The following is a 26,331-nucleotide window of genomic DNA, read 5'->3' on the forward strand; positions in this document are numbered from 1 at the left end:
GGGTTGGTTTGTTCAAGCACGGCGGCCATGGGTCTTCCTCTCGAGGTTCTTGGCGTACAGGCTCACTGGGAAGCACAGCACGAAGTAAAGCAGCGCCACGCAGCTGAACACCACGAAGGGCTTGAAGGTGGCGTTCGAAATCATGCTGCCGGCCTTGGTGAGTTCGACAAAGCCGATCACCGAAGCGAGTGCGGTGCCCTTGATGACCTGCACCAAAAAACCGACCGTCGGCGCAATCGCAATCTTCACGGCCTGCGGCAGGATCACGTGGCGCATCTGCTCGCCGAAGCTGAGGGCCAGGCTGCCCGAGGCTTCCCACTGGCCCTTCGGGATCGAGGCCACGCAGCCGCGCCAGATCTCCGTGAGAAAGGCGCTGGTGTAGAGCGTGAGCGCCACGCTGGCCGCCGTCCACGCCGACACGTCGATGCCGAACAGCGCAATGCCGAAGTAGGCGAGAAACAGCTGCATCAGCAGCGGCGTGCCTTGAAAGAGCTGTACGTACAGGCCGACGGCCTTGCCGGCCACCTTGCCGCCGCGCATGCGCGCGAACAGCAGCAGCGCCCCCACGATGCCGCCGCCGATGAAGGCGATGAGCGAGAGCACGACGGTCCATCGCAGTGCCATCAGCAGGTTGCGCAGGATGTCCCAGAGAGAAAAATCGGTCATGGCGGCGTTCCTGCGTTCAGCGGCCGAAGAAGAACCTCGGCCCCGCCCAGTCGAGCAGCCGCCGCAGCGCCACCGACAGCGCAAGGTAGATGAGCGTGGCGATGATGAAGGCCTCGAACGCGCGGAAGTTGCGGCTCTGGATCAGGTTGGCCGCGTAGCTCAGCTCCTCGGTCGAGATCTGTCCGCACACCGCCGAGCCCAGCATCACGATGATGATCTGGCTCACCATCGCGGGCCAGACCTTCTTCAGCGCCGGCGGCAGCACCACGCGCAAAAATACCTGCGCCTTGCTCAGCGCCAGGCTCACGGCCGCTTCGATCTGCCCCTTGGGCGTGGCCTCGATGCCGGCGCGAATGATCTCGGTGGAGTAGGCGCCCAGGTTCATGACCATCGCGATCACCGAGGCCACCTCGGGCGAGAGCTTCACGCCCGCCGCCGGAAGTCCGAAGAAGATGAAGAACAGCTGCACGATGAAGGGCGTGTTGCGGATCAGCTCCACATAGGTGCCCACGATGGCGCGCAGCCAGCGCGGGCCGCCCGAGCGCGCCCATGCGCAGAACACGCCGACCGCCATGCCCAGCACGGTGCCGATGGCGGTCAGGCCGATGGTCCATGCCACGCCGCGCAGCAGCAGCGGCCATTCGGCGAGAACCGCGCCAAAGTCGAATTCGATGCCCATGGCCGCGCCGGTCGATCAGACGGGGAGGTCGCCGGCGGCCTTGCCGAGCCACTTCTTCGACATGGCGTCCAGCGTGCCGTCTTTCTTGGCGGTGGCGATGATGTCGTTGACCTTGGCCTTCAGCGCAGTTTCGCCCTTGGCGATGCCGACGAAGCAGGGGCTGTCTTTCAGCAGCAGCTTGAACTCGGCGCTCACCTTCGGGTTCTTGGCGAGCATGTCGCCGGCGACCGCCGCGCTGGTCGCGAGGGTCTGCGTCTGGCCGGCCACGAAGGCCGCGATGGTCGCGTTGTTGTCCTCGAAGCGGCGGTAGTCGACGTTGGGTGGCGCCACCTTGTTCAGCTCCTGGTCTTCCATCGCGCCACGCGTCACGGCGACGGTCTTGCCTGCCATGTCGGCGAAGTTGGTGAGCTTCATGCTCTTGGCGGCGTACACGGCCTGGAAGAAGGGCGCGTAGGCCGAAGAGAAGTCGATCACCTTCTCGCGCTCGGGGTTCTTGCCCAACGTGGAGATCACCAGGTCGGCCTTGCGCGTCTGCAGGTACGGGATGCGGTTGGCACTGGTCACGGGCACCAGCTCGACCTTCACGCCCAGCTTGGCGGCGATCAGCTCGGCCATTTCGACGTCGAGGCCCTGGGGCTTCATGTTCTTGTCGACCGAGCCGTAGGGCGGGTAGTCGGTCGGCACGGCGATCTTGATGGTCTTGGCCTTGAGCACGTTGTCGAGCGCGTTCTGCGCGTTGGCGGCCCCGGTGGCGGCCAGCATGGCGAGCGACACCAGTGCGAGGGAGAGATGGCGTTTGGACGAAGAGAGGTTCATAGCAGGGCTCCTAGGTAAGTCGAAGAATCGGTGGTGTCGTCGGGGGAAGGCGCAGCGGCCTTGCGGCGCCTGGCCTTGGTGGTCGTACCGGCAACGGCAACCGCGTGGGTGTTCTGCAGCGGTGCCAGCGCGTCGCGCAACTGCGCGAGCGGATCGGTCGGCGCCTGCACGCGCAGCGCCGACTGCACCGTGCCGATGTGCTCGGCCATCAGCGTTTCGGCGGCGGCGTGGTCGCCGCGCTCCAGCGCCGCGACGATGCGCACGTGGTCTTCGCACGACTGCACCGCGTCGTGCGTGGACTGGTAGAGCATGGCGATCAGCGTGGTGCGCGCCGTGAAGTCGCGCAGCGTGTCGGCCAGCAGCGTGTTGCCCAGGCATTCGGCCAGGCACACATGAAAGTCGCCCAGCAGAAAGCTGCGGTTGCCGACGTCGCTTTCTTTCAGTGCGGCTCTTTCACGTTGCAGGTGCGCCTTCAGTTGGCGCAGGGCGGCCTTGTCGATCTTGCCGGTACTGCCCGTGCTGCGGATGAGGCCCAGCTCGATCACGCGGCGGGCCTCGAAGGCCTCGCGCGCCTCGTCTTGCGAGGGCTCGATGACGAACCAGCCGCGCCGCGCGCTGACCGTGACGATGCCGCGCGCCGCCAGCCGGGTGAGCGCTTCGCGCACGATGGTGCGGCTGCAGTCGAACAGCATGGCCAGCTGCTGCTCGCCCAGGCGCGAACCCGGCGCGAGCTTTTGCGCCATCACCGCTTCGACGATGCGTGCACTGATTTCGGATGCGGAAATGGCCATAGGCCTGCATATCAGCAGCTTCTGTGCCAACTGGTATGCAAGCTGTGTGCACCGAAATGGGCCACGGCAGGGCGCGCGCCCGCTGGCCCGGGGCGCCGCCGGCCAGGGCGCTTATCGCTTGCCGAGCGCGCTGCGCGGTAGCGCCAGCAGCATCAGCAGCGCCGACAGCACCAGCGCACCGCTCAGGACATAGAGGCTGGCCGTGAAGCCGCCCGTCGCCGTCTTCAACGCGCCGACCATCATCGGTGCGACCAGCCCCGCGCTGCCGCCTATGGTGCTGATGAGCGCGATGCCTGCCGCCGCGGCGCTCTTCGACATGAAGCTGCCGGGAATCGACCAGAGCACGGTGAACGCGCTCGAGATGCCCATCGACGCCAGCGCCAGGCACAACACGGCCGCAAAAGCGTTGTGCATGAACAGCGTGGTCAGGGCCAGGCCCGCCGCGCCCACCAGCGCGCCCAGCGCGAAGTGCCAGCGCCGTTCCTTGCGCCGGTCGGAATGCCGCCCGACGACGATGTTGGCCGCGATGCCCGCGACCGCGGGAATGACCGAATAGAAGCCGATCTGCAGCACGCTGAGCCCCATCGATTTCAGGATGGTCGGCTGCCAGAACGACAGCGCGTAAATGCCCAGGATGATCAGGAAAGACATGAAGCCGATCAGCCACACGCGCCCGTCGCGCATGGCCGCCCCGAAGGTGTGCCGCTCGGCGGCGCCATGCATGGCCTGGTCGTCGGCCAGCAGGCGCGCCACGCGCTGCTTTTCAGCGGCGCAGAGCCACGGCGCTTGAGCAGGGCTGTTCGACAGGCAGCGGAAAGCCGCGATGCCCAGCAACACACTCGGCAGGCCTTCGAGCAAAAACAGCCATTGCCAACCCCGCAGCGCCAGCACGCCGTCGAGGTAGGTCATGGTGAGCCCGGCAATCGGCCCCGCCACGATGGGCGCCGCGCCGAAGGCCATGAAGAACAGCGCGGTCGCCTGCGCGCGGCGGTGCGACGGAAACCAGAGCGTCAGGTAGAACAGCACGCCCGGCGCGAAGCCGGCTTCGAACACGCCGATGAGAAAGCGCAGCACATAGAACTGCATGGGCGTGGTGGCGAACATCATCGCCGCCGAGGCCAGTCCCCACAGGCCCATGATGCGCAGCAGGGTGGCGCGCACGCCGATCTTCGCGAGCATCAGGTTGCTCGGGATCTCGAACACCGCATAGCCGATGAAGAAGATGCCCGCGCCCAGCCCGAACACCGCATCGCTGAAGCCCAGCTGCTCTTTCATCTGCAACTGCGCGTAGCCGACGTTGGTGCGGTCCAGGTAGTTCAGCACGTAGCAGGCGCACAGCAGCGGCATCAGGCGCCAGGTGATCTTGCGGAACAGGGCGGCATCGTCGCGGGCGGTGGCATCGGTGGCATCGGTGGCGTCAGTGGCATCAGCGGATGTGGCCGGGCGCGCATTGCCGGCATCGAGGGTGGCGGAGTTCATCGTGCGTGTCTCTTTCTTCTTGACCGATGCGGCGGCGCGTCAGGCCCGCACCGGCGTGCCGAAATTCGTCTCGCCCCACAGGTGGCTGGTCGGCGCCCCCGGAAACAACCAGTGCGGCGAGCACTCGGCCGACGGCACGACGTTGCTGAAGCCGTGCAACGACGAGGTGCCGGCCAGCGTCTTCTCCAGCACCATCGACAGGTACTGGTCGTTGCTGCCTTCCTGCGTGTTGCCGTTGAGGATCACCTCCGCACCCGTGGCCTTCGCATAGCGCCGGATGCCGTTGTGGCGCGACTGCAGCGGCGCCCAGCTGTCGGCCGCCACGCCGTTCTCGCTGCTCACGCGCAGGCCGTCGGCGGTGCGGTAGACCAGCGAGTGGTTGCCTTCGGTATGGCCCGGCGTATGCACCAGCGCAAGGCCGCGCCCGAGCTGGATGCTGCCGTCGAAGGCGACGATGCGCGCGGCCGGCACGCCGTCCAGCCCGTGCGGGCAGTACCACTCGGCCTGCACCGGCAGCAGGCCATGCACGTTCGCCAGCTCTTGCCGATGCACCAGCAGCCTGGCGTTCGGCAGCAGCCCCGGCGCATCCGCGTTGCCGAGCCAGCGTCGCACGTCTTGCGTGTGGAGGTGGTCGTAGGTGATGTAGTCGATCTGCGCGGGCGAAACACCGCAGCTGGCCAATGCCTGAAGCACGGTCTGGTAGACCGGCGCAATGGCCTTGTGCAGGAACTTCGGCGTCTGGTCGCTCAGGCGCTTGAAGTAGGGCGTTTCGTTGCCGGCCTCGAAGTCGGCGGGCGTGAACAGCAGCGTGCGCAGCCGGCCTTCGAAGTCGTCGTACTGGATGAGCGTGGTGCGCGCCAGCAGATGAACCATGTGCGGCTTGAGCAGTTGCTGCGAGTACACGCCGGTAAAAGCGAACCACGCGGGATACGGAATGCGCAGCAGGTTGAAGCTGCGCGCAAAACGCACCGGCGGCCCGTCCAGCAGTTGTTCGCGCAGCGCTTCGGCGCCGTGGCGGATGGCACGCAAGCGGTCTTGCGGAATGGCCGCGTCGCGTGCGCCGTCGAGCTGCGTCAACTGTGCGAAGCCGGTCGGCTCGGGGTCTCGTGTCATGGTCGTCTCCTGAAAACCTGCTCGTTTGTTTGTTGCTGTGCTGGTGTTTGAAGCGTTGCTGTTCAGGGCGTCACTCACGCCGACGGTGTGTTCTGCTCCGCGAATGTCCCCCNNGGCATCGGGTGCTCCCCGCAGCGAAATAAAGGAGGAGCGAAGCGGGGGACATTCGCGGAGGGGAGCACCCGGTGTCAGTCGCACACGCCCAAGAATGACCCCGTGTCCTTGCACAAAGAACTCAATACATCGACCCCTCACCAGAGATGTCGAACACAGCCCCAAATGAATTTGCAGCAGTGGTCACGCAGCAGCGGTCTCGGGCTTCGGCGCCGCGACCGGCTGGCCGAGCAGTCCGGCGACCAACGGGCCGACCGCTTCCGCGGGCACGCCGGCCAGCAGTTGCCGCAGCATCGTCAGCGTGTCGAAGTACACGCGCTCGCACACCAGCCGGTCGCCCTCGAAGATGAAGAACGCATTCATGCGGCAACGAAAACTGTTGCCCGTCGGCGGCAGGCCTTTCAGCGGGCCGCGGTGCGTGCCCAGCAGCCAGAACTCGACGATCACCGAATCGTCGGCATGGCGCAACTGGATGATCTCGTGCCGCTGGTCGGGGAACGCGCGGCGCGTGTCGGCGTAGTACTGGCGCACATCGGCAATGCCGTCGTGCACTTCGCCACTCGGAATCAGCTCGTAGTGCGGGTGCGGGAAGGTGCCGAGCACGGCGTCGAAGTCCTGCCGCGTTTCGTCGGCGAAGTGGTCCAGCACCAGGCGCTCGCGGCGGGTTTGAAGTTCGGTGTTTTCTTTCATCGGGGTGTGCTCCATGTGACAGGGGACATCGGGTTGCCGCGAATGCGCCGACCCGGGCTGTCTGCGTACTATCGGCAGCCCCTCGAACCAAGACTGTCCGTTGTTGGCAATCGCCACCCCGGACAAACCCCCGATGCCACGCAGCACGTCGTCTCACCCGCCCGGCCGGCCGGCCGCAGCTTCCGACGCGGTGCCGTCACCGCCGCAGGGCAGCAGCAGTAGCAGCAGCACCAGCGACATGCGGCTGCCGCAGGACGTGCAGCAGCGCCTGCTGGCCGTGGCCCACCGGCGCACGCTCGCGCGCGGCGAATCGCTGTTTCACAAGGGCTCGTCGCCCGACGCGCTGTTCGGCGTGGTCAGCGGGTCGCTGCGGGTGAGCGTGGTGGCCTCGGGCGGGCGCGAAGCGGTGATCGCGATGCTCGAGCCGGGCCACTGGTTCGGCGAGGTGTCGCTGCTGGTCGGGCGCGAGCGCGTGTACGACACCTGCGCGGTCGATACGACCGAGATGGCCGTGGTGGCGGCGGCCGACTTTCACCGGCTGGTGGCCGCGCATCCCGATGTGCACATGGCTTTCACGCGGCTGGTGTGCCTGCGGCTGCGGCAGGCACTGGCGTGGATCGACGACGTGATCCTGATGCCGCTGCCGGTGCGGCTGGCGCACCGCTTGTTGACGCTGGACGCACGCGCGGCCGCGCCTGCTGATGGCGGCGGTGGCAACAGTGGCGGCACGCTGCTCGGTGTGTCGCAGGAAGATCTGTCCTTCATGCTCGGCGTGTCGCGCCAGAGCGTGAACCGGCAACTGAAGCTGTGGGAAGAAGACGGCACGCTGCGGGTGCGCTACCGCAGCATCGAACTGCTCGACCGCGAACAGCTCGAGCGGCACGCGGCCACGCCGAGCTGAACGCGGGCACCGGCCGCCCGGTCAGGCGGTCGGCGGGTCGGTCAGTCGGTCAGTCGATCAGGCTGCGAGCGTCGCCTTCAGCGTGATCTCGGGCACGCTGGCCAGCGCCTTCGACAGCGGGCAGCCGGCCTTGGCGGCGGCCGCGATCTGCTGGAACTTCGCTTCGTCCAGGTTCGGCACGCTGGCGTCGAGTTCGAGCGCGATGCGGTCGATCTTGAAACCCTCGCCGTCCTTGGCCAGCCGCACGGCCGCGCGGGTGTCGATCTTCGTGGCGGCCAGGCCTTCTTTTTCTAGCGCGAAGGCAAAGGCCATCGTGAAGCAGGCCGCGTGGGCCGAGCCGACGATTTCCTCGGGGTTGGTGCCGCGCTTGTCATCTTCGAAGCGGCTTGCGAAGCCGTAGGGGTAGTCCTTGAGGGCGCCGGTCTCGGTGCTGACCTGGCCCTTGCCGGTCTTGCCGGCACCTTCCCAGTGAACGCTTGCGTGCTTTTCTGCTGCCATGGAATTTCCTTTGAGAAGAACTGAAAAGAACCGCAGGTATCGCTCGGAAAGCGGGGCCTGTCTGTAGTCGCAGGGCGCATCGCGCGGGGCGATGGTGGCCGCCGCGCTTTGGACCGATGTTGTGCCGGTGTCAGCCGCCGTGCACGCCAGCCGTGCTTTTCTTCAGCTGCCCCCGGACTTCGCCCGCCGGCCAGGCCTGGGTCGATACGCTGACGTACCAGAGGCCGGCCATCAGGTCGGCCATCTGTGCCTGCGTCAGCGTGCTCGTGCCGGTCAGCTCGTAGCCGTCGCCGCCTGGGTCGCGCTGCTCGGCCTGGCTGTGCGGCGGCAGCTGGATCGCCAGCGGGCCGTTGCTGCCCTTGGCGGCGGGGCCGTAGAAGCCCGCGAACGTTGCCGGCCCGCTCAGGCGCGCGTAGTTCACGCGCCACTCGAAGCGGCCGGTGGCCAGCGTCAGGGTTCCGAACATCGAGCCGCCACCCTTGCTGCTCTTTCTGGCGAGGGGCGGGACCACTTCCTCGGTGCCGAGCCAGCAGTCGGCCATGAACCATGTCGGCGGCTCCTTGGGCTGCGAACTCGGCGCCGGCTCCTGCGGCCCGAACCGGGAGACCAGCGCGCAGCCGGTTGCGGCCAGCCCCGCCAGCGCGGTGCCGAGCAGGAGGGTTCTTCGGCGGAGTGTGTTGCGTACGAGCTCGAGCATGGCCAGCGGAATTCGGGTGAGGGCGCACGGCCCGGGCCGTCACGATAGCCGATGCCGGGCGTACGAAAAAAGGGCGTCGCCTAGGTGACGCCCCGGGGGCTTCCCCGATGGGAGCGGCGGCCCGGGCGGCTTAGGCTGGTGCGCCGTCATTCCTCCTTCTCTTCTTCCTTCTCTTTCCCCCGCCCGTTCTCACCATGCAACAACGCCCGCACTACAAGTTCTGGCCCAAACGCCTGCCGCATTCGATCACCGTGCCCGCCACCTCGCTCTGGCACAACCTGGCCACGTCGGCCGCGCGCTACCCGGACAAGGCCGCGCTGGTGTTCTTCGGCCGCGTGCTCAGCTACCGCGAACTGGCGGCGCAGGCCGAGCGCCTGGCCGGCGCGCTGCACGCACTGGGCGTGAAGCGCGGCGACCGCGTGATCCTGGACATGCAGAACTGCCCGCAACTGGTCATCGCGCATTTCGCGATCCTGCGTGCCAATGCCGTGGTGGTGCCGGTCAATCCGATGAACCGGGCCGAGGAGCTCAAGCACTACATCACCGACCCCGACGCCAAGGTGGCGATCATTACCGGCGACCTGGCCGGCGAACTGGCCAAGGCCAGCAATGCGCTGCCGCCCGAGCAGCAACTGGCCCACATGATCGTGACCCAGTTCACCGACGCCTTCGACGCCGACGTGTCGGGCGACGACGCCCCGGCCGCGGCATGGAAAGACTGGCTCGGCACCCGCCATCCGTTGCCGGAGCTGACCAACGGCAAGGCCCTGGCCTGGACCGACGCGCTGGCCGCCAACCACACGCCGCCCGAGCACGTGGTGGGCGCCAACGACATGGCGCTGCTGCCCTACACCAGCGGCACCACCGGCCTGCCCAAGGGCTGCGTGCACCACCATTCGAGCCTGATGCACAACGCCATGGCCGGCCAGCTCTGGGGAGGCTCGACCTCCGAAGCCGTGGTGTTGGCCGTGGTGCCCATGTTCCACATCACCGGCGTGGTGAGCATGATGCACACGGCCATCCTCGCGGCGGCCACGCTGGTCATCATGCCGCGCTGGGACCGCGACGTGGCGGGCCGGCTCATCTCGCGCTGGAGGGTCACGGCGTGGACCAACATCCCGACCATGGTGATCGACCTCATGGCAAGCCCCAATTTCGCGAGCTATGACCTGTCGAGCATGAACTACATCGGCGGCGGCGGCGCCGCGATGCCGCAGGCCGTGGCGCAGCGCCTGTTCGAGCAATACGGCCTGAAGTACCAGGAGGGCTACGGCCTGACCGAGACCGCCGCGCCTTCGCACACCAACCCGTCGGACAACCCCAAGCAGCAGTGCCTGGGCATTCCGTTCATGAGCACCGACGCACGCGTGGTCGACCCCGACACGCTGGCCGAGATGCCGATCGGCGAATCGGGCGAAATCATCATTCACGGGCCGGAAGTTTTCCAGGGCTACTGGAAGCGGCCCGACGCAACCGCCGCGGCCTTTGTCGAATTCGAAGGCAAGCGCTTCTTCCGTTCGGGCGACATGGGCCGCATGGACGAAGACGGCTACTTCTTCATCACCGACCGCCTGAAGCGGATGATCAACGCCAGCGGCTTCAAGGTGTGGCCGGCCGAGGTCGAGCTGCTGATGTTTCGCCACCCCGCGGTGCAGGAGGCCTGCGTCATCTCGACCAAGGACGACTACCGCGGCGAATCGGTCAAGGCCGTGGTGGTGCTGCGCGCCACGCACAAGGACACGACCGAGCAGCAGATCATCGACTGGTGCCGCGAGAACATGGCGGTCTACAAGATCCCGCGCAAGGTGCAGTTCGTCGATGCGTTGCCCAAGAGCGGCAGTGGCAAGGTGATGTGGCGGCTGCTGCAGGAGGACGAGAACGGGGCGAAAAAGTAAACGCGAAAGCAAAGGCGCCGGCGGTGCGATGCCGCCGGGGAAACTTCACTTTCGTCCCAGCGACTTCAGCAGCGTCTGCGCTGCTTTCCTGCCGTTCGGCGTGATCGATGCCGATGCCGCGGCCTTGCCCAGGTAGTCGACCACCTTGTGGTCGTTCCGGTTCGGGCCTTCCCACAGGAAGAGCCGCCCCAGCTCCAGCGCCGCGTCGCCGTCGCCCTGCGCGTAGGCGCGTTCGAACCAGAACCGGGCCCAGCGGAAGTTGCCTTCGTCGCGGTAGCAGATGGCCAGGTTGGCGCACCCCGCGACGTCGCCCGCCCTGGCGGCCTTGCGGTACCACTCGCGCGCGGCAGCGGCGTCTTTCTTCACGCCGATGCCATGGTCGAGAAAGTAGCCGACGCTGTTCAGCGCATGGGTCTCGCCCGCTGCCGCCGCCTTGAGGAACAGCGACAGCGCCTTCTTGTGCGCGCCGGCATCCCATGCGTTGTTCGCTTCGAGGAACCAGTCGTCCTTGGTGGGTTCTTGCATGGTGCGTGCTCTCCTTTGAAGCGCAGCTCAAAAGAAAAAGTCTGTGTACCGGTCCGTTCGGGCGCGTGGATCACTTAGCCTCGATCGGTCCAGCCATTCTGCCTATCTCCCGTTTCTTTCTTCATGCATTTGCGCGCGCTGCTGCTTTTCAGCCTTCTTGCCTTTTCTCCCCTCCTGACCCAAGCCGCCCCCCGAAACTGCCTCGTCGTCGGCATCAGCGACGGCGACACGCTCACCGCGCGCTGCGGCCGCATTGGCGCCTACGAGCGCGTCAAGGTACGCATCGCGGCCATCGACGCCCCCGAAAAAGCGCAGCCCTACGGCCAGCGCAGCAAGCAGGCGCTGAGCGACATCTGCTTTCGCGAGAACGCGCTCATCACCGAGGTCGACACCGACCGCTACGGCCGCACCGTGGCCGACGTGAGCTGCAACGGAGAAGACGCCGGCAGCCGCATGGTGTCGCAAGGCTGGGCCTGGGTGTACGACTACAACCGCATCGCGACCAAGCGCGGTGGCGGGCTGTTCAAGCTGCAGGACGGCGCGCGTGTGCGGCGCCTGGGCCTGTGGGCCGACGCCAATCCCACGCCGCCGTGGGACTGGCGCAAGCGCCAGCGGCACCAGGAACAGCCGCGCTGGGGCGGCAGCTTCTTCTAGGCATTTTTTTCCGGCCCGGGGGGCCATTCGCGGCCATGTGTCATGCGGGATTCACGGGACGAAGAGACCATCTTCCGCTCCCCGCAATCCTGATGACGAGAAGAACATGGCCAAAGACTACGCCCTGATGGAGGACTCCAACCCCTCCGCCAACCCGACGATCCACGAGGTGTCAGACCCGAGCCGGCGCGTGTTCGTGCGCGGCGGCCTGGCGGCTGCGGTGGCTGGCCTGTTCGGCCCGCTCGCGGCCGGCACGCTGGCGGGATGTGCGACCACCACGGCCGGCGGCCCGGTGAGCGGCCTGGGCCGGGCGATCGGCTTCAAGAGCGTGCCGATGGCGGCGGTCGACACGGTGGTGGTGCCCGAGGGCTACAGCACGCAGGTGCTCTACCGCTGGGGCGACGCCACCGGCATCGCGGGCCGCATGCCCGCCTTCAAGGCCGATGGCTCCAACACCGCCGAAGAGCAGGCCCTGCAGGCCGGCATGCACCACGACGGCATGGCCTTCTTTCCGCTCGAAGGCTCCAATCGCGGCCTGCTGGTGCTGAACCACGAGTACGTCGACGACGGCCTGCTGCATGCGGACGGCATGAAGACCTGGACGGCCGAGAAGGTGCGCAAGTCGATGAACGCGCACGGCGTGTCGGTCATCGAACTGCAGCGCGAAGGCGCCAAGTGGTCGCAGGTGCTGCCGTCGCGTTTTGCGCGCCGCATCACCGCGCTCACGCCGATGACGTTCACCGGCCCCGCCACGGGCCACCCGATGCTGCGCACCGCGGGCGACCCGACGGGCACGCAGGTGCTCGGCACCTACAACAACTGCGCCAACGGCCAGACGCCGTGGGGCACCTACCTGACCTGCGAAGAAAACTTCGCCGATTATTTCGAGGGCACCGACAAGCCCGACGCGCACCAGAAGCGCTGGGGCATCAAGAAGGGCAACGGCGCCAAGTACCGCTGGCACGAGCACGAAGAGCGCTTCGATGTTGCGAAGCACCCGAACGAGTCGAATCGCTACGGCTGGGTGGTCGAGATTGATCCGCAAGACCCGGCCTCGACGCCGCGCAAGCGCACCGCGCTGGGCCGCGCCGCGCACGAAGGCGCCGCCACGGCCCTCACCGACGACGGGCGCGCCGTGGTCTACATGGGCGAAGACTCGCGCTTCGAATACATCTACAAGTTCGTCAGCCGCGACAAGGTGCGCCCCGGCGGCGCCGCGGCCAACCGCGAACTGCTCGACCACGGCACGCTGTACGTGGGCCGCTTCGACGTGGACGGCACCGGCGAATGGCTGCCGCTGGTGCATGGCAAGAACGGGCTGGTGGCCGACAAGGGCTTCGCGGACCAAGGTGACGTGCTCATCAAGTCGCGCCAGGCCAGCGACCTGCTGGGCGCCACCAAGATGGACCGCCCCGAGTGGACCACCGTGGACCCGCTCACCAAGGAGGTGTATTGCACGCTGACGAACAACAGCAACCGCGGCGGCGCCGGCCAGCCCTTCATGGACGCGGCCAATCCGCGCTCCAACAACACGATGGGCCAGATCATTCGCTGGAAGGAAAACGGCGACCTCGATGCGACGAAGTTCGCATGGAACCACCTGGTGCTGGCTGGCGACCCGAAGCAGACGCGCTATGAAGCGCAGGGCAACATCAAGGGCGACACCTTCGGCAGCCCCGACGGCCTGATGGTCGATGCGCGCGGCGTGCTGTGGATCCAGACCGACGTGTCGACATCGACGCTGGGCAAGGGCGAGTACGCCAACATGCCCAACAACCAGATGCTGGCCTGCGACCCGACCAAGGGCGAGATCCGCCGCTTCCTGCTCGGCCCGGCGGGCTGCGAAATCACCGGCCTCACGGCTTCGCCGGACTTGCGCACGCTGTTCATCAACATCCAGCATCCGGGCGAACCGGCCAACGAGCGCAGCGACCCCGACCGTCCGCTCGCGGTGTCGAAGTGGCCCGACGGCGCGGGCCGTCCGCGCTCGGCCACGGTGGCCATCACGAAGAACGACGGCGGCGTGATCGGAAGCTGAGAGAAAGTATGTCGGCGGTGCGCGTCAGCAGGCGCCGCCGACCCAGCAGCGCAGCGAGGGCACGAACAGGCCCACGGCAAAGCTGATCACGCAGAACACCAGCAGGATCAGCGCCGCCATGCGCAGCCCCTCGGCGCTCCAGCGCGGCGCAAAGCTGCTGATCAGGCCCGAGGTAAAAGTGCCTTCGAGCCGCTCGGCGCCGCCCCAGCGCAGCACCCACACAAGAAACAGCGCTTCGAGCGCATGCAGGGCGATCCACAAGGCGAGCGACATGGCTCCGGCTCCGGCTTCAGGATTCGCCCTTGCCCTGCACGTCGGCCACCACGCGCGCATTGCGCTGGAAGCTCCAGTAGGCGCCGGCCCAGTCCATCATCACGACGATGCGGTTGCGAAAACCGATCAGGAAGTACGCGTGCGCGAACAGCCAGAACAGCCATGCGGGCCGGCCGCTGAAACGCAGCGGGCCGAAGGGCGTGCCCAGGTCGACCACCGCCGAGTTGCGGCCGATGGTGGCCAGGTTGCCGTAGTCGGCATAGCGGAACGGCACCGTCGGCTGGCCCGCGATGCGGCGCAGGATGTTCGCGGCCGCGGCGCGGCCCATCTGCTTGGCGCCGGGCGAGACGCCGGGCACCGGCTTGGGCTCCTTGCCGGGCGCGTGGCTCATGGCCGCCGCGAGGTCGCCCACCACGCTGATCTCGGGGTGGCCGGCCAGGCTCAGGTCGGGCTCGACCTTGATGCGGCCCGCGCGGTCGCACTCGACGCCGGTTGCGGCACCGAGCATGCGGCCCAGCGGCGAGGCCGCCACGCCGGCGGCCCACACCACGCAGCTGCTATCGATTCGGTAGCTCGCGACGGCCGAGCCATCGGCACCGCCGCCGGTCTGCACTTCGAGCCCGGTGGGGTCGATGGCGGTGACGCGCGCATTCAGCCGTACTTCGACACCCAGCTTTTCGAGCTGCTCCAGCGCCTTCTGGCTCAGCGATTCGGGCATGGCCTGCAGCACGCGCGGGCCGCCTTCGACCAGCAGCACCTGCGCGCTCGACGGGTCGATGTGGCGGAACTCGCCCGACAGCGTGTGCTTGGCAATTTCGGCCAGCGTGCCGGCCATTTCGACGCCCGTGGGGCCGGCGCCGATCACCACGAAGGTGAGCAGGGCGCGGCGGCGCTCGGGGTCGGTGGCGGTCTCGGCGCTTTCGAACGACAGCAGCACGCGGCGGCGGATCTCGAAGGCATCGGCCAGCGTCTTCAGGCCCGGTGCAACGGGTGCCCATTCGTCGTGCCCGAAGTAGCTGTGCGTGGCGCCGGCGGCAACGATCAGGTGGTCGTAGGGCACGCGGTCGCCGTTGGCCAACTGCACGGCGCGCGTGGCCGGGTCGATGCCGCTCACTTCGCCCAGCAGCGTGGTGATGCGCGGCTGCTTGCGGAACAGCGAGCGCACCGGCGCCGCGATCGACGGCGCCGCGAGGCCGGCCGTGGCCACCTGGTACAGCAGGGGCTGGAACAGGTGGTGGTTGGTCTTGTCGATCACCGTGACATCGACGTCGGCGCCCTGCAGCTTGCGGGCCGCCTCGAGTCCGCCGAAACCGCAGCCGACGATGACGACCCTGGGCCTGGCGGGCCCGGTCGAAGGGTTGTTCGTTTGCATCGAACGGATGATACGCAGCCGCCATGCACGCCCCGGCATCTTGTGCCACAGTGGCTGCCCGCCGAATATTCGGCGCCGGGGCTGCGGCGTTTTGTCCTACGCACCGCCGCAACCCGGATGGGCTACAACTTGCGGCTGACCCGACTGGAGACCCCATGACGCTTTCCCGGCCGATCACACAGGCGGCGGGCGCACTGCGCGACAAGTTTCGCGAGGTGCGCGCCACCAGCCTGGCGCTCGCAGCGCCGCTTTCCGCCGAAGACCAGTGCATTCAGTCGATGCCCGATGCGAGCCCGACCAAATGGCACCTGGCGCACACCACGTGGTTCTTCGAGACCGTGCTGCTGCAGCCGCATGCAAAGGGCTACCAGCCTTTCGATCCGCGTTTTCATTACCTCTTCAATTCGTACTACGAAGCCCTGGGCCCGCGCCATCCGCGGCCGCACCGCGGGCTGCTCACGCGGCCCTCGGTCGACGAGGTGCATGCGTACCGCCGGCATGTGGACGAGGCGGTGATCGGGCTGCTCGAAGAAGAGGGAGAGAGGGGAGAGGGCGGCCTCGACTGGGCCGCCATCGAGCCCATCGTCACGCTCGGGCTCAACCACGAGCAGCAGCATCAGGAGCTGTTGCTCACCGACATCCTGCATGCGCTGTCGTGCAACCCTTTGCTGCCGGCCTACAAGCCGGCGAGCGGGCCGGCCTTGCGGCTGGCGGCCGTGCCGCCCGCGGTGCGCTGGCTGTCGCGGCCCGGTGGCCTTGTCGAAGTGGGCCATGCGGGCGCCGATTTTTCTTTCGACAACGAGACACCGCGCCACCAGGCGCTGGTGCAGCCCTATGCCATTGCCGACCGCCTGGTGAACTGCGGCGACTACGCGCAGTTCATTGCCGATGGCGGCTACCAGCGGGCCGAGCTGTGGCTGTCCGATGGCTGGGCCGCGGTGCAGGCGAACGGATGGCGCCATCCCGCGTACTGGCTCGCGCCCGACGATCCGCGCCTCGGCTTCGGCCTGCAGCCCCAGCAGCACCATCAACAACAGCACGCGTCGCCGCAGGGCGCGGCGGCCGGCTGGCATGTGTTTGGCCTCAATGGCGTGCGGCCGATGGAGGCCGATGCACCGGTGGCGCAGCTGAGCTTCTATGAAGCCGCCGCGTACGCCGAATGGGCCGGTGCGCGGCTGCCGACCGAGTTCGAATGGGAGGCCGCGTGCGACGCACCCGGCATCGCGCAGATGACGGGCCACGTCTGGCAGTGGACCCGTTCGTCGTACGACCCGTACCCGGGCTTTCGGCCCATGCCGGGCATCGCGGCCGAATACAACGGCAAGTTCATGGTGGGGCAACTGGTGTTGCGCGGTGGCAGCGTGGCCACGCCGGCCGGGCACACGCGGCCCAGCTATCGCAACTTTTTTCCGCCGGCTGCGCGCTGGCAGTTCTCGGGGCTGCGGCTCGCGAAAGACCTTTGATCATGCGCAATCCAAACACCTCGTCTTCCTCGCTGTCGTTCGTGGCGGCGAAGTCGCAACAGCAGCCGCAACAGCATCAACAACCGGCGCAACGCTCGACGGCGGCAACGGGCGAGCCGCTGTCCGAGTTCGGTCGCGAGATGCAGGCGGGCCTGTCGCGCACGCCGCGCAGCATCTCGCCGAAGTTCTTCTACGACGCCGCGGGCTCACAATTGTTCGACCGCATCTGCGAACTGCCCGAGTACTACCCCACGCGCACCGAGCTTCGCATTCTTGGCGAATGCGCGGGCGAGATCGCCGGGCAGATCGGGCCGAATGCCGAGATCGTGGAGTTCGGCGCGGGGTCGCTCACCAAGGTGCGCCTGCTGCTCGATGCGCTTGAAACGCCGAAGCGTTACCTGCCCATCGACATCTCCGGCGAGCACCTCGAAGCGGCGGCCGAGCGCCTGAAGGCCGACTACCCGAAGCTGGTGGTGCAGCCCATTGCAGCCGACTACACGATGCCGCTGGTGCTGCCCGCGCCGATGGCGGGAGCAGGGCGGCGCGTGGGCTTCTTTCCGGGCTCGACCATCGGCAATTTCGAGCCCGACGAGGCGCTGGCATTCCTGCAGCTGGCGGCGCGGATGCTGCGCGGTGGCGGCCTGCTGATCGGCGTCGACCTGGTGAAAGACCCGGCGCGGCTGCATGCGGCCTACAACGATGCGCAAGGCGTGACGGGCGAGTTCAACCTCAACCTGCTGCGCCGGGCCAATGCCGAGCTGGACGCCGACTTCGATCTCGACGGCTTCACGCACGCGGCGTTCTACAACGCGCCGCGGCAACGGATCGAGATGCACCTGGTGAGCCGCCGGGCGCAGAACGTTTCGCTGAAGGGCGAGCAGTTCGGGTTCGAGGAAGGCGAGACGATTCATACGGAGTACTCGCACAAGTTCACTGTCGAAGGGCTGCGTGCGCTGGCGGTGCGGGCGGGGTTCCGGCCGGGGGCGGTGTGGACAGATCCGGAGAAGCTGTTCAGCGTTCACTGGCTGTTGGCCTAGCTGGGTTCCGGGGCGAGGCTCGGCCTCGGGAAGCAAACAAAGCAATAGTGCTCATATCGCCCTGAAAAAAGCACGGGCCCCGAGCAACGGCACAATAGGCAAGCCCCGTGCGGCAGCGCAACGGCCAGCGCCCCGCCACCCCTCCCCCTGGAGTCCAAGACCATGAAAGCAACCTGGAACGGCGTCACCATCGCCGAAAGCGACGACACCGTGCTTGTCGAAGGCAACCACTATTTCCCGATGAGCTCGCTCAATCGCGATCACGTCACCTTCAGCAACCACAAGACCACCTGTCCCTGGAAGGGCACGGCGAACTACTACTCGCTGCTGGTCAATGGCGAGCTCAACACCGACGCCGCCTGGTACTACGCCGACCCGAAGCCCGAAGCCGAGGAAATTCGCGACCGCGTCGCGTTCTGGAAGGACGTGAAGGTCGCCGCGTGACCACGGCCGCATTCACTCCACCCTTCACCGATCCCGCCGAACTGCCCGCCGCACTGCGCGAGCATGGCTACGCGGTGCTGAGCCCGCAGGGCGTGGCCGACTGGATCGGCGCGCCGATCTCGCAGCTCGAGGCACTGCACGCCGACTGGGACGATCTTCCACCCGACGAGTACCTGAAGGACGGCGGCCGCTATCGCACGCGGCGCCATGCCTGCTTCACCGTCGAGCCCGACGAGCGCGCCACGCTGCGGCAGGTGCCGCACCGCGCGCACTGGCAGCCGGTGGAATACAACGCGCTGCACGGCGGCATGCAGCGCTGGTTTGCGCCGATGCTCGATGCCACGATGGCGCAGCCCGTGTGGCAGCGGCTGCTTCAGCAGCTCGGCAAGGTCAGCAGCGACATGCGCGGCACGCCGCAGCGCTGGTATGTCGAGGCGCACCAGTTCCGCATCGACACCGCCGGCGGCATCGGCCGTCCCACGCCCGAGGGTGCGCACCGCGACGGTGTCGACCTGGTGGCGGTGGCGCTGGTCGGGCGCCACGGCATCAAGGGCGGCGAGACGCGCGTGTTCGAGGCCAACGGCCGCCGCGGTGAGCGCTTCACGATGACCGAGCCGTGGACGCTGCTGGTGCTCGACGATGCGCGCGTGATTCACGAGTCGACGCCGATCCAGCCGCTCGAAGAGGGCGGCGACGGATGGCGCGACACGCTCGTGATCACCTGCCGCGCCAAGGGTTTCCAGGGGGACTGAGCCCCTTCGGCGACGCGTGCACGGGGGCCGTGCACGGTCGCTGGCCCGAGTCCTACACCCACCCTCATCAACAGCGGTTAAATTCGGGGCCCGGCTCGGTACGCGCCGTGTCTGTCTGCGAACGAAAGCGAGGTCCGCCATGTTCAATCACATCCTGGTTCCAATCGACGGCTCCGAAACTTCCATGCTCGCTGTCAGCAAGGCCAGTGGCCTGGCTTTGGCTTTTGGAAGCCGCATCACATTGATTCACGTGATCGACAACTATCCCTTCATCGGCGTGGGCGCGGACTATGCGCTCGGCCAGAACGAATACCTGGCCGCCGCCACGGCGAGCGCCAATGCGGCCCTGGCACGCGGCGTTGCGGCGCTGGCGGCCGAGGGCCTGCACAGCGACCAGCGCGTGATCGACGGCCACGTGGTGCACGAAGGCATCGTCGACACCGCCATCGCCATTGCGGCCGACCTGATCGTGATGGGCTCGCATGGCCGCAGCGGCATCGAAAAACTGTTGCTCGGCAGCGTGACGCAGCGCGTACTGCAAGATGCCAACATGCCGGTGCTGGTCGTCAAGGGCTGATCAGCGGCAGCAGCAGTTACTACAACAGCGCAAGAGAAAAACCGGGCGGGCTCTTCCAACGGAAGTCTTGCTGCGTCACCGGGTGCACCAAGCCCAGTTCGCTCGCATGCAGCAGCAGGCGCGGCGCACGTGCCTGCTGCGACGCGTCGCCGTAGAGCGCATCGCCAAGAATCGGATGCCCGATCGACAGCAGGTGCACACGCAGCTGGTGCGAGCGGCCTGTCTCCGGCTCCAGCAACACATGGGTGGCTTCGGGTTCGCTGGGCAGCGCCGACGACGCCAGCGCACGCCAGCGCGTGAGGCTGGGCTTGCCAGCCGGGTCGGTCTTTTGCAAAGGCCGTCGCGGCCAGTCGGCCATGAGCGGCGCATCGATGACCGACCAGTCTTCATGCAACGGCAGTATTCCGTCGACGATGGCTTCGTAGCGCTTGTGCACGCGGCGCTCGGCAAAGGCCGCGCTCAGCGCGCGCTGCATCTCGATGCCGCGCGCCATCACGACCAGCCCGCTGGTGCCCATGTCGAGCCGGTGCACGATCAGCGCGTCGGGCCACTGCCGCATGGCGCGCGCGCTCAGGCAGTCCTGCTTGTCTTCGCCGCGGCCGGGCACGCAGAGCAGGCCGGCTGGCTTGTCGAACACCAGCAGGAACGGGTCTTCGTGGATCGGTTGCAGGGGCGGTGGCACGGTCATGGATGCCGCCGAGTTTAGAGAGAGCCGCGCGAAGGGGCGGAGCAGGGCGCTGCGCCCCGCTCATGCCCCGCTCACACCCGCTCAAGGAGCCTCGGCTATCCTTGAACCAATGTCCGGCCCCGCCCCCGCTTCTTCCCCCTCTCCAGACGCCGCCGCCAAAGCGCCCGGCAACCTTCCTTCGCCGAGCTTCTCCGACCTGACGCGCGAGCGTCCGTTCATGCAGATGTGGACGGCGCGGCTCTTCGGCACCGCCGCCTCGCAGATGCTGCTGGTGGCCATCGGCTGGCACATGTACGAGCTCACCGGCAGCGCCTGGGACCTGGGCCTGGTGGGCCTGTACCAGTTCGTGCCCGCGCTGCTGCTGGCGCTGCTGGCCGGGCACATCGTCGACCGGCACCATCGCGGCCGCATCGTGGCCGCCTGCTTCGCGGTGCAGGGCCTGGTGGCGCTGGTGCTGCTGCTGGCGGTGCAGGAAAAGCACGACACGCGCGGCCTGCTGCTGGGCCTGTCGCTGGTGCTGGGGGCCGTGCGGGCCTTCCAGATGCCGGCACAGCAGGCGCTGACGCCGCTGCTGGTGCCGCCCACCATGCTGGCCCGTGCGATGGCCTTCAGCTCGGCCGGCATGCAGGGCGCCATCATCGGCGGGCCTGCGCTCGGCGGGCTGCTGTTCGTGGCGGGCATGGCGGTGGTCTATGGCGCCAGCGTGGCGTTCTTCGCCGTGGCCTGCGCGCTGGTGCTGCGGCTGCGCTACGCCTACACGCCGGCCATGCGCGAGCCGGTCACGCTGGGCACCGTGTTCGCGGGCGTCGACTTCATCTGGAAGCGCAAGCCGGTGCTGGGCGCCGTGTCGCTCGACCTGTTCGCGGTGCTGCTGGGCGGTGCGGTGGCGTTGCTGCCGATCTACGCCAAGGACATCCTGCACACCGGCCCGTGGGGGCTCGGCCTGCTGCGCGGCGCGCCCGCGGTGGGGGCGCTGGTGATGTCGATCGTGCTCACGCGGCGGCCGGTCGAGCGCCACATCGGTCGCACGCTGCTGCTGGCAATTGCGCTGTTCGGCGTCTGCATGGTGGTGTTCGGCCTGTCGAAGAGCTTCGTGGTGTCGCTGATCGCGCTGGCGGTGTCCGGCGGAGCCGACATGGTCAACGTGGTCATCCGCCAGACGCTGGTGCAGCTTGAAACGCCCGATGCCATGCGCGGGCGGGTGAGCGCGGTCAATTCGATCTTCATCGGTGCGAGCAACCAGCTCGGCGAATTCGAGTCGGGCGCCACGGCGGCGCTGCTCGGGCCGGTGGGCTCGGTGGTGGTGGGCGGCGTGGGCACGGTGCTGGTGGCGCTGACCTGGTTCCGGCTGTTCCCGTCGCTCGCGCAGCGCGACCGGATGGTGGTGGTGATGCCTGCTGCTGTTGGCACTGGCACCGCCGCCAGGGCGCAATCGACCGGAACTGTGTAGCTAGACGGGCTCGAAGACCGAGAACGCCTGCGGCGCGTCGAGCGTGAGGTCGCCCAGCGCTTCGGCCACGCAGGGCAGGATCCAGCCTTCGTCTTTTTCATCGGCGCTCAGGCCGGGCCATTCGATGGTGTGGCGCGTTTCGCCGGACAGCCGCCTGCAGATGCAGGTGCGGCAGGTGCCGTTGCGGCACGAGCTCGGCAGCGCGATGCCGGCCGCCTCGGCGGCCTTCAGGAGCGTGGTGCCGGCTTCGGTTTCGAAGTCCAGGCCCGACGGTTCGAGGCGGACCCTCATCGTCACGGTTGCCGCGGATCTTGTGGTGGTTGTTGCTGCTGTTCGCGGCGTTGCTCGCGCAGCATGAAGAGGTAGAGGCTCTCGACCTTTTCGCGCGCCCAGGGCGTCTTGCGCAGGAATTTCAGGCTGGAGCCCACGCTCGGATCGATCGCGAAGCAGCGAATGGGCACCAGCTCGCCCAGGTGCTCCCAGCCGTAGTAGTCGGCCAGCGCCGTCACGATGGCTTCCAGCGTGAGCCCGTGCAACGGGTTCCGGGGCTGGACCGGCTTGGCCGGGACCGGTGCAGGCGCTTCGTCGGTCACTTGTTCTTGAGCTTGCCGCGCGGAATCACCGCGGTGGTGATCGTGCGGACGGGCTCGATGCCGCCGGTGCCCACGGGCTTCGGCGGGGAGGTGTCCTTCTTCGGTTTCTTTGCTTCCTTGGTGCTGCGCTGCTGACTCTTGGCCATGTATTTCTCCTGTTGATACGACGGATACACCGGGCAGTTTAGCGGTGCGGCGACAATACGAGGTTCCATCTGTTTTTCCGCATTCATGTCAGATTACGAAGTTCGCCCCGCCACCCTGCGCGACGCCAAGGCCGTCGCCGAAGTCCATGCCCTGGCCGCCAAGGCCGCCTACGAAGGCATCCTGTCCGAAGACGACCTGCGCGTGCTGGCCCCCGCCTCGCGCGAAGCCAAGTGGCGCGAAGCCATCGAGTACAGCGAGCCGCAGGTGCACGTGGCCGTGCTCGGCAGCGAAATCGTCGGTTTTGTCGGCTTCGACCGCTCGCGCGACCCCAAGACACCGCCCACCACGGGCGAAATCTGGGCCATCTACGTCAAGCCCGAGCACTGGGACAAGGGCGTCGGCGTGGCCTTGTGGGATGCCGCCCGCGAAGGCCTCGAAGAAGAAGGCTGCAGCACGGTCACCATCTGGGTGCCCATTCGCAACGACCGCGCCATGCGTTTCCACGAACTCGCAGGCTTCAAGCGCGAGATGAAGACCGCCAAGACCACCGCGCTGGGCACCGTGCGCGTGGAGGAAATCCGGCTCAAGCGCAGCGTGGCCTGATGAACCCCGACAGCAGCCTCGGCCCCGCCGCGCGCGTGCGGGCCCACCAGCGCCGCACCACCGCCGTGCAATGGATTCGCCGCACCCACGGCTGGTTCGGCCTGTGGGGCGCCGTGCTGGGCCTGCTGTTCGGTTTCAGCGGCATCTGGCTCAACCACCGCAACGTGTTGAAGCTGCCGCAGGCCCAGGAGCGCACCCGCGCCCAGCTGGCGCTGCCCGACCCCGTGCCCGATACGCCCGAGGCCATGAGCCTGTGGCTGCAAGGCGCGCTGCGCATGAGCGGGCCGCCCAACACCACCCGCATCGAGCCGGCCAAGCCCGTGGCCTGGGCCGACAAGAACGACAAGACCGCTCCGGTGCTCACGCAGCCGGCGCACTGGCTGTTCAATTTCGGTGGCCCGAACGAAATGGTGCAGGCCGAGTACTGGCAGGGCAACCGCTCGGTCGGCGTGAACACCACGCACAACGGCTTTGTCGCCACGCTCACCAACATGCACAAGGGCGGCGGCATGCCGCTGCCTTGGATTTTGCTGGTCGATACGCTGGCCGGCAGCCTGATCTTCCTGTCGCTTTCGGGCGTGGCGCTGTGGATGCTCACGCACCGCCGCCGGCGCGTGGGGCTGGCGCTGTTCGGTGCTTCGCTGGTCGCGGTGCTGACACTGGCGCTGACGGCCCTCTGACCGCCCTCTGACCGCCTCCTCACCGGCGGAAATTCGCAAACGAATGCCGTATCCGCGCCGGTGTTCGGGGCTGGGGCGTACGGGTATTGAAGGGGTGGCCGGCGGCTGCGGATAAGCTCGCCGCTTCTTTTCAGCCCCCATCTTTGCCCATGGCCACCAGCCTGCTCCTGCTGCTCGACGATATTGCGACCGTTCTGGACGACGTGTCGATCCTTACCAAAGTGGCGGCCAAGAAGACCGCCGGCGTCCTTGGCGACGACCTTGCGCTCAATGCGCAGCAGGTGTCCGGCGTCAGGGCCGAGCGCGAAATTCCGGTCGTGTGGGCGGTCTGCAAGGGCTCCTTCGTCAACAAGGTCATCCTGGTGCCCGCCGCACTGGCCATTGGCACCTGGCTGCCCTGGCTGGTCACGCCGCTGCTGATGGTCGGCGGCGCGTTTCTCTGCTTTGAAGGCACCGAGAAGCTCGCCCACAAGTTCCTGCACAAGAAGGAACACGAGGCCGACACCCAGCGCCACGAAAAGGCCGTGGCCGACACTGCGGTCGACGTGGTCGCGGTCGAAAAAGACAAGATCAAGGGCGCGGTGCGCACCGACTTCATTCTCTCGGCCGAAATCATCGCCATCACGCTGGGCACCGTACAGGGCCAGCCCTTCCTCACGCAGCTCAGCGTGCTGGTCGGCATTGCGCTGATCATGACCATCGGCGTGTACGGCCTCGTGGCCGGCATCGTGAAGCTCGACGACGCGGGCCTTTACCTGAGCCAGCGCGCCAGCGCGGCTGCGCGCGGCCTGGGCCGCGGCATCCTGGCCATGGCACCCTGGCTCATGAAGGGCCTGTCGGTCGCCGGCACGGCCGCCATGTTCCTCGTGGGCGGCGGCATCCTGGTGCACGGCGTGCCCGCCTTCGGCCATGCCATCGAAGACTGGTCCAAGGCCACCGGCGGCGTGTTCGGCACGCTCGGCTCTATGGGCGTGAACGCCGGCGTGGGCCTCGTGGCCGGCGCCATCGTGCTGGCCGGCGTGGAGCTTTTCGGAAAGCTGCGCGGCAAGAAGGGCTGAGCCCTTCGATTCCGTTCTGCCGATTGCGTCGCGCGCCGGTTGTTGTCGTTGTTGTTGCTACTGGCGCGGCGATTTGCCGCGCTTGACCAGTTCCACCACGATCAGCGCGGCCCCCAGCACAAGCGCGAACCAGCCCACCAGGTAGGCGCCCGCCACCATCTCGAACCAGCGCGTGCCCTGCAGGAAGCGGGGCCCCAGCAGAACGGCGGCGCCGATCACGAGGCAGAGAATGCCGCGTTCGAGCGTGCGGAGTTGTCGTTTGGGTTGCGCCATGGCTTGTCTTCTTCGTTCGGGAGAGGGTGGATCAGTGCGTCATTGTCCCGCGCATCGCGGCCGGATGGCCCTGCAGCGGGAACGACTTGCCCGTGGGCACCAGCGTATCGCCGTCCAGGCGCAGGATCGTGATGTCCTGGTCGATGAAGTTGCCCACGTACAGGTACTTGCCGTCCGCGCTCCACACCGCGCCTTCGGGCAGGCCGCGCACCACCACCTCGTTGGCGCGCGTGACCTTCTTGCCGTCGATCTTCAGCAGCACCACCGAGCCGTTGCGGTTGTAGAAGTACGCGTTCTTGGCCGAGTTGCTGCCCCGCAGGATCACCGCCACCGCGTGCCTGCCCGTCGGGCTCACGGCCAGCCCTTCGGGCCCGTCGCCCACCACGACCTTGTCGACCACGCGCGGCGGCGTCGCTTCGAGGTCGATCACGCTCACCGTGTCGACCTGCCCGTCGGAGGCGCCCGAGTTTCCGTTGTCCGCCGTCAGCGCGAGCTTGCCGTCGGGCGTCACATCCACGTTGTAGGGCCACAGGCCCGCTGCCAGGTCGACCTTGTTGTAGCTGACCTTCTCGCCATTCACATCGAGCAGCGCAATCTTGTGGCTGGGAAACTTGGCGGCCAGCGCGCGCTTGCCATCGGGCGTGAAGCGCACGTGCGCCACCGAATCGCCCATGGCCACGGTGTCGATGAGCGTGACCTTCTTGCCCGCGATGCGCAGCACGCTGACCGAGTTGTCGGCGCGGTTGGCCACCAGCGCGAGGTTGCCCGCCCGGTTGATCGACAGGCCCGATGGCTGCTTGCCGACCGTGAGGGTGTCGAGCAGCTTGGGCGGCGTGGTGGTGAGGTCGATCACGAAGAGGCGGTTGTCGGGCACCTGCTTGCGTGCGCCGTTTTCTTCGATCACGTTGAGCGAATTGGCGACAAGCGCCAGCGTTTCGCCGGGCGTGATCGCCAGGTTGGTCGGCGGGCCGGCGATGGTGTTGTCCAGCTGCAGCGTGCCGACGACCTTGGGTGCCAGCGGATCGGTGCCGATGTCCAGCACCTGCACGGTGTCGCGCCCCATCGGCCCGAGGATGACGACACCGGCATCGTTCCACGATTGCTTTTCGTCGTTGGCGACGAGCATCAACTGGCGTTGCGGGACGATGGGGGTGAGGTTGGTGCAGCCGGCGAGCGTGCCTAGAGCTGTCAAGGCGAGGGCGGCCAGTGCGGCAGGGCGAAACTTCATGGTGCTGTCTCCGTGTTGTTGGTGTCGTTCTGCGCCGGGGGCGGCTTGGCCTGGCCCGGCAGCGGATGGTAGCGAGAACGCGAGGAGTTGCTGTCATCCGCGTGGTTTGCTCGCAGCGGTTCATTCAGGGCGACGCT

General features: G+C 67.5%; 31 protein-coding genes. 13 read left to right on the top strand and 18 right to left on the bottom strand.

Features of this window, described 5'->3' with window-relative positions; translation table 11 throughout:
• Positions 1-12: 12 nt before the first annotated feature.
• The 7 genes from DBV14_RS04155 to DBV14_RS04185 form a co-directional block, all read right to left on the bottom strand.
• The gene (locus DBV14_RS04155; protein WP_124457938.1) at positions 13-666 is read right to left on the bottom strand and encodes an amino acid ABC transporter permease; all 654 of its coding nucleotides are present in this window, start codon (positions 664-666) and stop codon (positions 13-15) included.
• Positions 667-682: 16 nt separating this feature from the next.
• A complete protein-coding gene (locus tag DBV14_RS04160; RefSeq protein WP_124457939.1) occupies positions 683-1,345 on the bottom strand; it encodes an amino acid ABC transporter permease in 663 nt (220 codons plus the stop codon).
• Positions 1,346-1,360: 15 nt separating this feature from the next.
• Positions 1,361-2,161 carry a transporter substrate-binding domain-containing protein gene (locus DBV14_RS04165; protein ID WP_124457940.1) on the bottom strand — a complete coding sequence of 267 codons (801 nt, stop codon included), beginning with the start codon at positions 2,159-2,161 and terminating at the stop codon, positions 1,361-1,363.
• Positions 2,158-2,952, bottom strand: a complete 795-nt coding sequence (locus DBV14_RS04170; RefSeq protein WP_124457941.1) for a GntR family transcriptional regulator — start codon at positions 2,950-2,952, stop codon at positions 2,158-2,160. The genes DBV14_RS04165 and DBV14_RS04170 overlap by 4 nt, the downstream gene beginning before the upstream one ends.
• 111 nt (positions 2,953-3,063) lie before the next feature.
• Positions 3,064-4,431: an MFS transporter gene (locus DBV14_RS04175; protein ID WP_124457942.1), complete on the bottom strand. Its 1,368-nt coding sequence runs from the start codon at positions 4,429-4,431 to the stop codon at positions 3,064-3,066.
• Positions 4,432-4,470: 39 nt separating this feature from the next.
• The gene (locus tag DBV14_RS04180) at positions 4,471-5,544 is read right to left on the bottom strand and encodes a hypothetical protein (RefSeq protein ID WP_124457943.1); all 1,074 of its coding nucleotides are present in this window, start codon (positions 5,542-5,544) and stop codon (positions 4,471-4,473) included.
• A gap of 297 nt (positions 5,545-5,841) precedes the next feature.
• Positions 5,842-6,348 carry an ester cyclase gene (locus DBV14_RS04185; protein ID WP_124457944.1) on the bottom strand — a complete coding sequence of 169 codons (507 nt, stop codon included), beginning with the start codon at positions 6,346-6,348 and terminating at the stop codon, positions 5,842-5,844.
• Between the two features lie 133 nt (positions 6,349-6,481).
• On the opposite strand from DBV14_RS04185, the gene DBV14_RS04190 reads away from it, so the two are divergent.
• Complete coding sequence (locus DBV14_RS04190; RefSeq protein WP_260396806.1) at positions 6,482-7,249, top strand: Crp/Fnr family transcriptional regulator; 768 nt, start codon at positions 6,482-6,484, stop codon at positions 7,247-7,249.
• A 57-nt stretch (positions 7,250-7,306) separates the two neighbouring features.
• On the opposite strand, the gene DBV14_RS04195 is transcribed toward DBV14_RS04190, so the two are convergent.
• A complete protein-coding gene (locus DBV14_RS04195) occupies positions 7,307-7,747 on the bottom strand; it encodes an OsmC family protein (RefSeq protein WP_124457946.1) in 441 nt (146 codons plus the stop codon).
• A 130-nt stretch (positions 7,748-7,877) separates the two neighbouring features.
• Positions 7,878-8,444 (bottom strand): CHRD domain-containing protein, encoded by a 567-nt coding sequence (locus DBV14_RS04200; protein WP_124457947.1) that lies wholly within the window; start codon positions 8,442-8,444, stop codon positions 7,878-7,880.
• Positions 8,445-8,638: 194 nt separating this feature from the next.
• Here DBV14_RS04200 and DBV14_RS04205 point away from each other — a divergent pair, with 194 nt between their 5' ends.
• Positions 8,639-10,339, top strand: coding sequence for a long-chain fatty acid--CoA ligase (locus DBV14_RS04205; protein ID WP_124457948.1), 1,701 nt, complete (start codon positions 8,639-8,641; stop codon positions 10,337-10,339).
• Positions 10,340-10,384: 45 nt separating this feature from the next.
• On the opposite strand, the gene DBV14_RS04210 is transcribed toward DBV14_RS04205, so the two are convergent.
• Complete coding sequence (locus tag DBV14_RS04210) at positions 10,385-10,864, bottom strand: tetratricopeptide repeat protein (protein WP_124457949.1); 480 nt, start codon at positions 10,862-10,864, stop codon at positions 10,385-10,387.
• Between the two features lie 123 nt (positions 10,865-10,987).
• Here DBV14_RS04210 and DBV14_RS04215 point away from each other — a divergent pair, with 123 nt between their 5' ends.
• Together DBV14_RS04215 and DBV14_RS04220 are read left to right on the top strand one after the other, a co-directional pair.
• The gene (locus DBV14_RS04215) at positions 10,988-11,518 is read left to right on the top strand and encodes a thermonuclease family protein (protein WP_124457950.1); all 531 of its coding nucleotides are present in this window, start codon (positions 10,988-10,990) and stop codon (positions 11,516-11,518) included.
• Positions 11,519-11,624: 106 nt separating this feature from the next.
• Positions 11,625-13,556, top strand: a complete 1,932-nt coding sequence (locus DBV14_RS04220; RefSeq protein ID WP_124457951.1) for a PhoX family phosphatase — start codon at positions 11,625-11,627, stop codon at positions 13,554-13,556.
• A 24-nt stretch (positions 13,557-13,580) separates the two neighbouring features.
• Here DBV14_RS04220 and DBV14_RS04225 read toward each other — a convergent pair whose 3' ends face one another.
• Together DBV14_RS04225 and DBV14_RS04230 are read right to left on the bottom strand one after the other, a co-directional pair.
• Complete coding sequence (locus DBV14_RS04225) at positions 13,581-13,829, bottom strand: hypothetical protein (protein ID WP_124457952.1); 249 nt, start codon at positions 13,827-13,829, stop codon at positions 13,581-13,583.
• 16 nt (positions 13,830-13,845) lie between these two features.
• Positions 13,846-15,201 (bottom strand): NAD(P)/FAD-dependent oxidoreductase, encoded by a 1,356-nt coding sequence (locus tag DBV14_RS04230; RefSeq protein ID WP_124457953.1) that lies wholly within the window; start codon positions 15,199-15,201, stop codon positions 13,846-13,848.
• Positions 15,202-15,356: 155 nt separating this feature from the next.
• On the opposite strand from DBV14_RS04230, the gene DBV14_RS04235 reads away from it, so the two are divergent.
• The 5 genes from DBV14_RS04235 (at position 15,357) to DBV14_RS04255 (ending at position 19,474) form a co-directional block, all read left to right on the top strand.
• On the top strand, positions 15,357-16,664 hold the full coding sequence (locus DBV14_RS04235) for an ergothioneine biosynthesis protein EgtB (protein WP_124457954.1): 1,308 nt from the start codon (positions 15,357-15,359) through the stop codon (positions 16,662-16,664).
• A gap of 2 nt (positions 16,665-16,666) precedes the next feature.
• Entirely contained in the window at positions 16,667-17,701 is a 1,035-nt protein-coding gene (gene egtD, locus DBV14_RS04240) for an L-histidine N(alpha)-methyltransferase (protein WP_124457955.1), read from the top strand.
• 162 nt (positions 17,702-17,863) lie between these two features.
• Positions 17,864-18,145, top strand: coding sequence for a DUF427 domain-containing protein (locus DBV14_RS04245; protein ID WP_093239030.1), 282 nt, complete (start codon positions 17,864-17,866; stop codon positions 18,143-18,145).
• Positions 18,142-18,897: a 2OG-Fe dioxygenase family protein gene (locus DBV14_RS04250; RefSeq protein ID WP_124457956.1), complete on the top strand. Its 756-nt coding sequence runs from the start codon at positions 18,142-18,144 to the stop codon at positions 18,895-18,897. The genes DBV14_RS04245 and DBV14_RS04250 overlap by 4 nt, the downstream gene beginning before the upstream one ends.
• Before the next feature lie 139 nt (positions 18,898-19,036).
• Complete coding sequence (locus DBV14_RS04255) at positions 19,037-19,474, top strand: universal stress protein (RefSeq protein ID WP_124457957.1); 438 nt, start codon at positions 19,037-19,039, stop codon at positions 19,472-19,474.
• Positions 19,475-19,493: 19 nt separating this feature from the next.
• Here the strand turns inward: DBV14_RS04255 and DBV14_RS04260 are convergent, their stop codons facing one another.
• A complete protein-coding gene (locus DBV14_RS04260) occupies positions 19,494-20,162 on the bottom strand; it encodes an RluA family pseudouridine synthase (protein ID WP_124457958.1) in 669 nt (222 codons plus the stop codon).
• 109 nt (positions 20,163-20,271) lie between these two features.
• Between DBV14_RS04260 and DBV14_RS04265 the strand changes: the two genes are divergently transcribed.
• Positions 20,272-21,612: an MFS transporter gene (locus DBV14_RS04265; RefSeq protein ID WP_260396807.1), complete on the top strand. Its 1,341-nt coding sequence runs from the start codon at positions 20,272-20,274 to the stop codon at positions 21,610-21,612.
• Here DBV14_RS04265 and DBV14_RS04270 read toward each other — a convergent pair whose 3' ends face one another.
• The 3 genes from DBV14_RS04270 to DBV14_RS04280 are packed head-to-tail and all read right to left on the bottom strand — an operon-like array spanning position 21,613 to position 22,438.
• On the bottom strand, positions 21,613-21,903 hold the full coding sequence (locus DBV14_RS04270; protein ID WP_124457959.1) for a 2Fe-2S iron-sulfur cluster-binding protein: 291 nt from the start codon (positions 21,901-21,903) through the stop codon (positions 21,613-21,615).
• A gap of 2 nt (positions 21,904-21,905) precedes the next feature.
• Entirely contained in the window at positions 21,906-22,205 is a 300-nt protein-coding gene (locus DBV14_RS04275) for a VF530 family DNA-binding protein (RefSeq protein ID WP_124457960.1), read from the bottom strand.
• A complete protein-coding gene (locus tag DBV14_RS04280) occupies positions 22,202-22,438 on the bottom strand; it encodes a hypothetical protein (protein WP_124457961.1) in 237 nt (78 codons plus the stop codon). The genes DBV14_RS04275 and DBV14_RS04280 overlap by 4 nt, the downstream gene beginning before the upstream one ends.
• Between DBV14_RS04280 and DBV14_RS04285 the strand changes: the two genes are divergently transcribed.
• The 3 genes from DBV14_RS04285 to DBV14_RS04295 all read left to right on the top strand — a co-directional run bounded on the left by DBV14_RS04285 (position 22,437) and on the right by DBV14_RS04295 (position 24,693).
• The gene (locus DBV14_RS04285; protein WP_124457962.1) at positions 22,437-22,955 is read left to right on the top strand and encodes a GNAT family N-acetyltransferase; all 519 of its coding nucleotides are present in this window, start codon (positions 22,437-22,439) and stop codon (positions 22,953-22,955) included. The two genes, DBV14_RS04280 and DBV14_RS04285, sit on opposite strands and share 2 nt — an antisense overlap.
• Positions 22,955-23,635 (top strand): PepSY-associated TM helix domain-containing protein, encoded by a 681-nt coding sequence (locus DBV14_RS04290; protein ID WP_124457963.1) that lies wholly within the window; start codon positions 22,955-22,957, stop codon positions 23,633-23,635. The genes DBV14_RS04285 and DBV14_RS04290 overlap by 1 nt, the downstream gene beginning before the upstream one ends.
• Before the next feature lie 149 nt (positions 23,636-23,784).
• Positions 23,785-24,693 carry a DUF808 domain-containing protein gene (locus DBV14_RS04295; RefSeq protein ID WP_124457964.1) on the top strand — a complete coding sequence of 303 codons (909 nt, stop codon included), beginning with the start codon at positions 23,785-23,787 and terminating at the stop codon, positions 24,691-24,693.
• Between the two features lie 57 nt (positions 24,694-24,750).
• On the opposite strand, the gene DBV14_RS04300 is transcribed toward DBV14_RS04295, so the two are convergent.
• Positions 24,751-24,966 (bottom strand): hypothetical protein, encoded by a 216-nt coding sequence (locus DBV14_RS04300; protein ID WP_124457965.1) that lies wholly within the window; start codon positions 24,964-24,966, stop codon positions 24,751-24,753.
• Positions 24,967-24,997: 31 nt separating this feature from the next.
• Positions 24,998-26,194 (bottom strand): YncE family protein, encoded by a 1,197-nt coding sequence (locus DBV14_RS04305; RefSeq protein ID WP_124457966.1) that lies wholly within the window; start codon positions 26,192-26,194, stop codon positions 24,998-25,000.
• Between the last annotated feature and the right edge of the window lie 137 nt (positions 26,195-26,331).

The sequence above is a fragment of the Variovorax sp. KBW07 genome (assembly GCF_003852515.1).
Taxonomy (GTDB): Bacteria; Pseudomonadota; Gammaproteobacteria; order Burkholderiales; family Burkholderiaceae_C; genus Variovorax.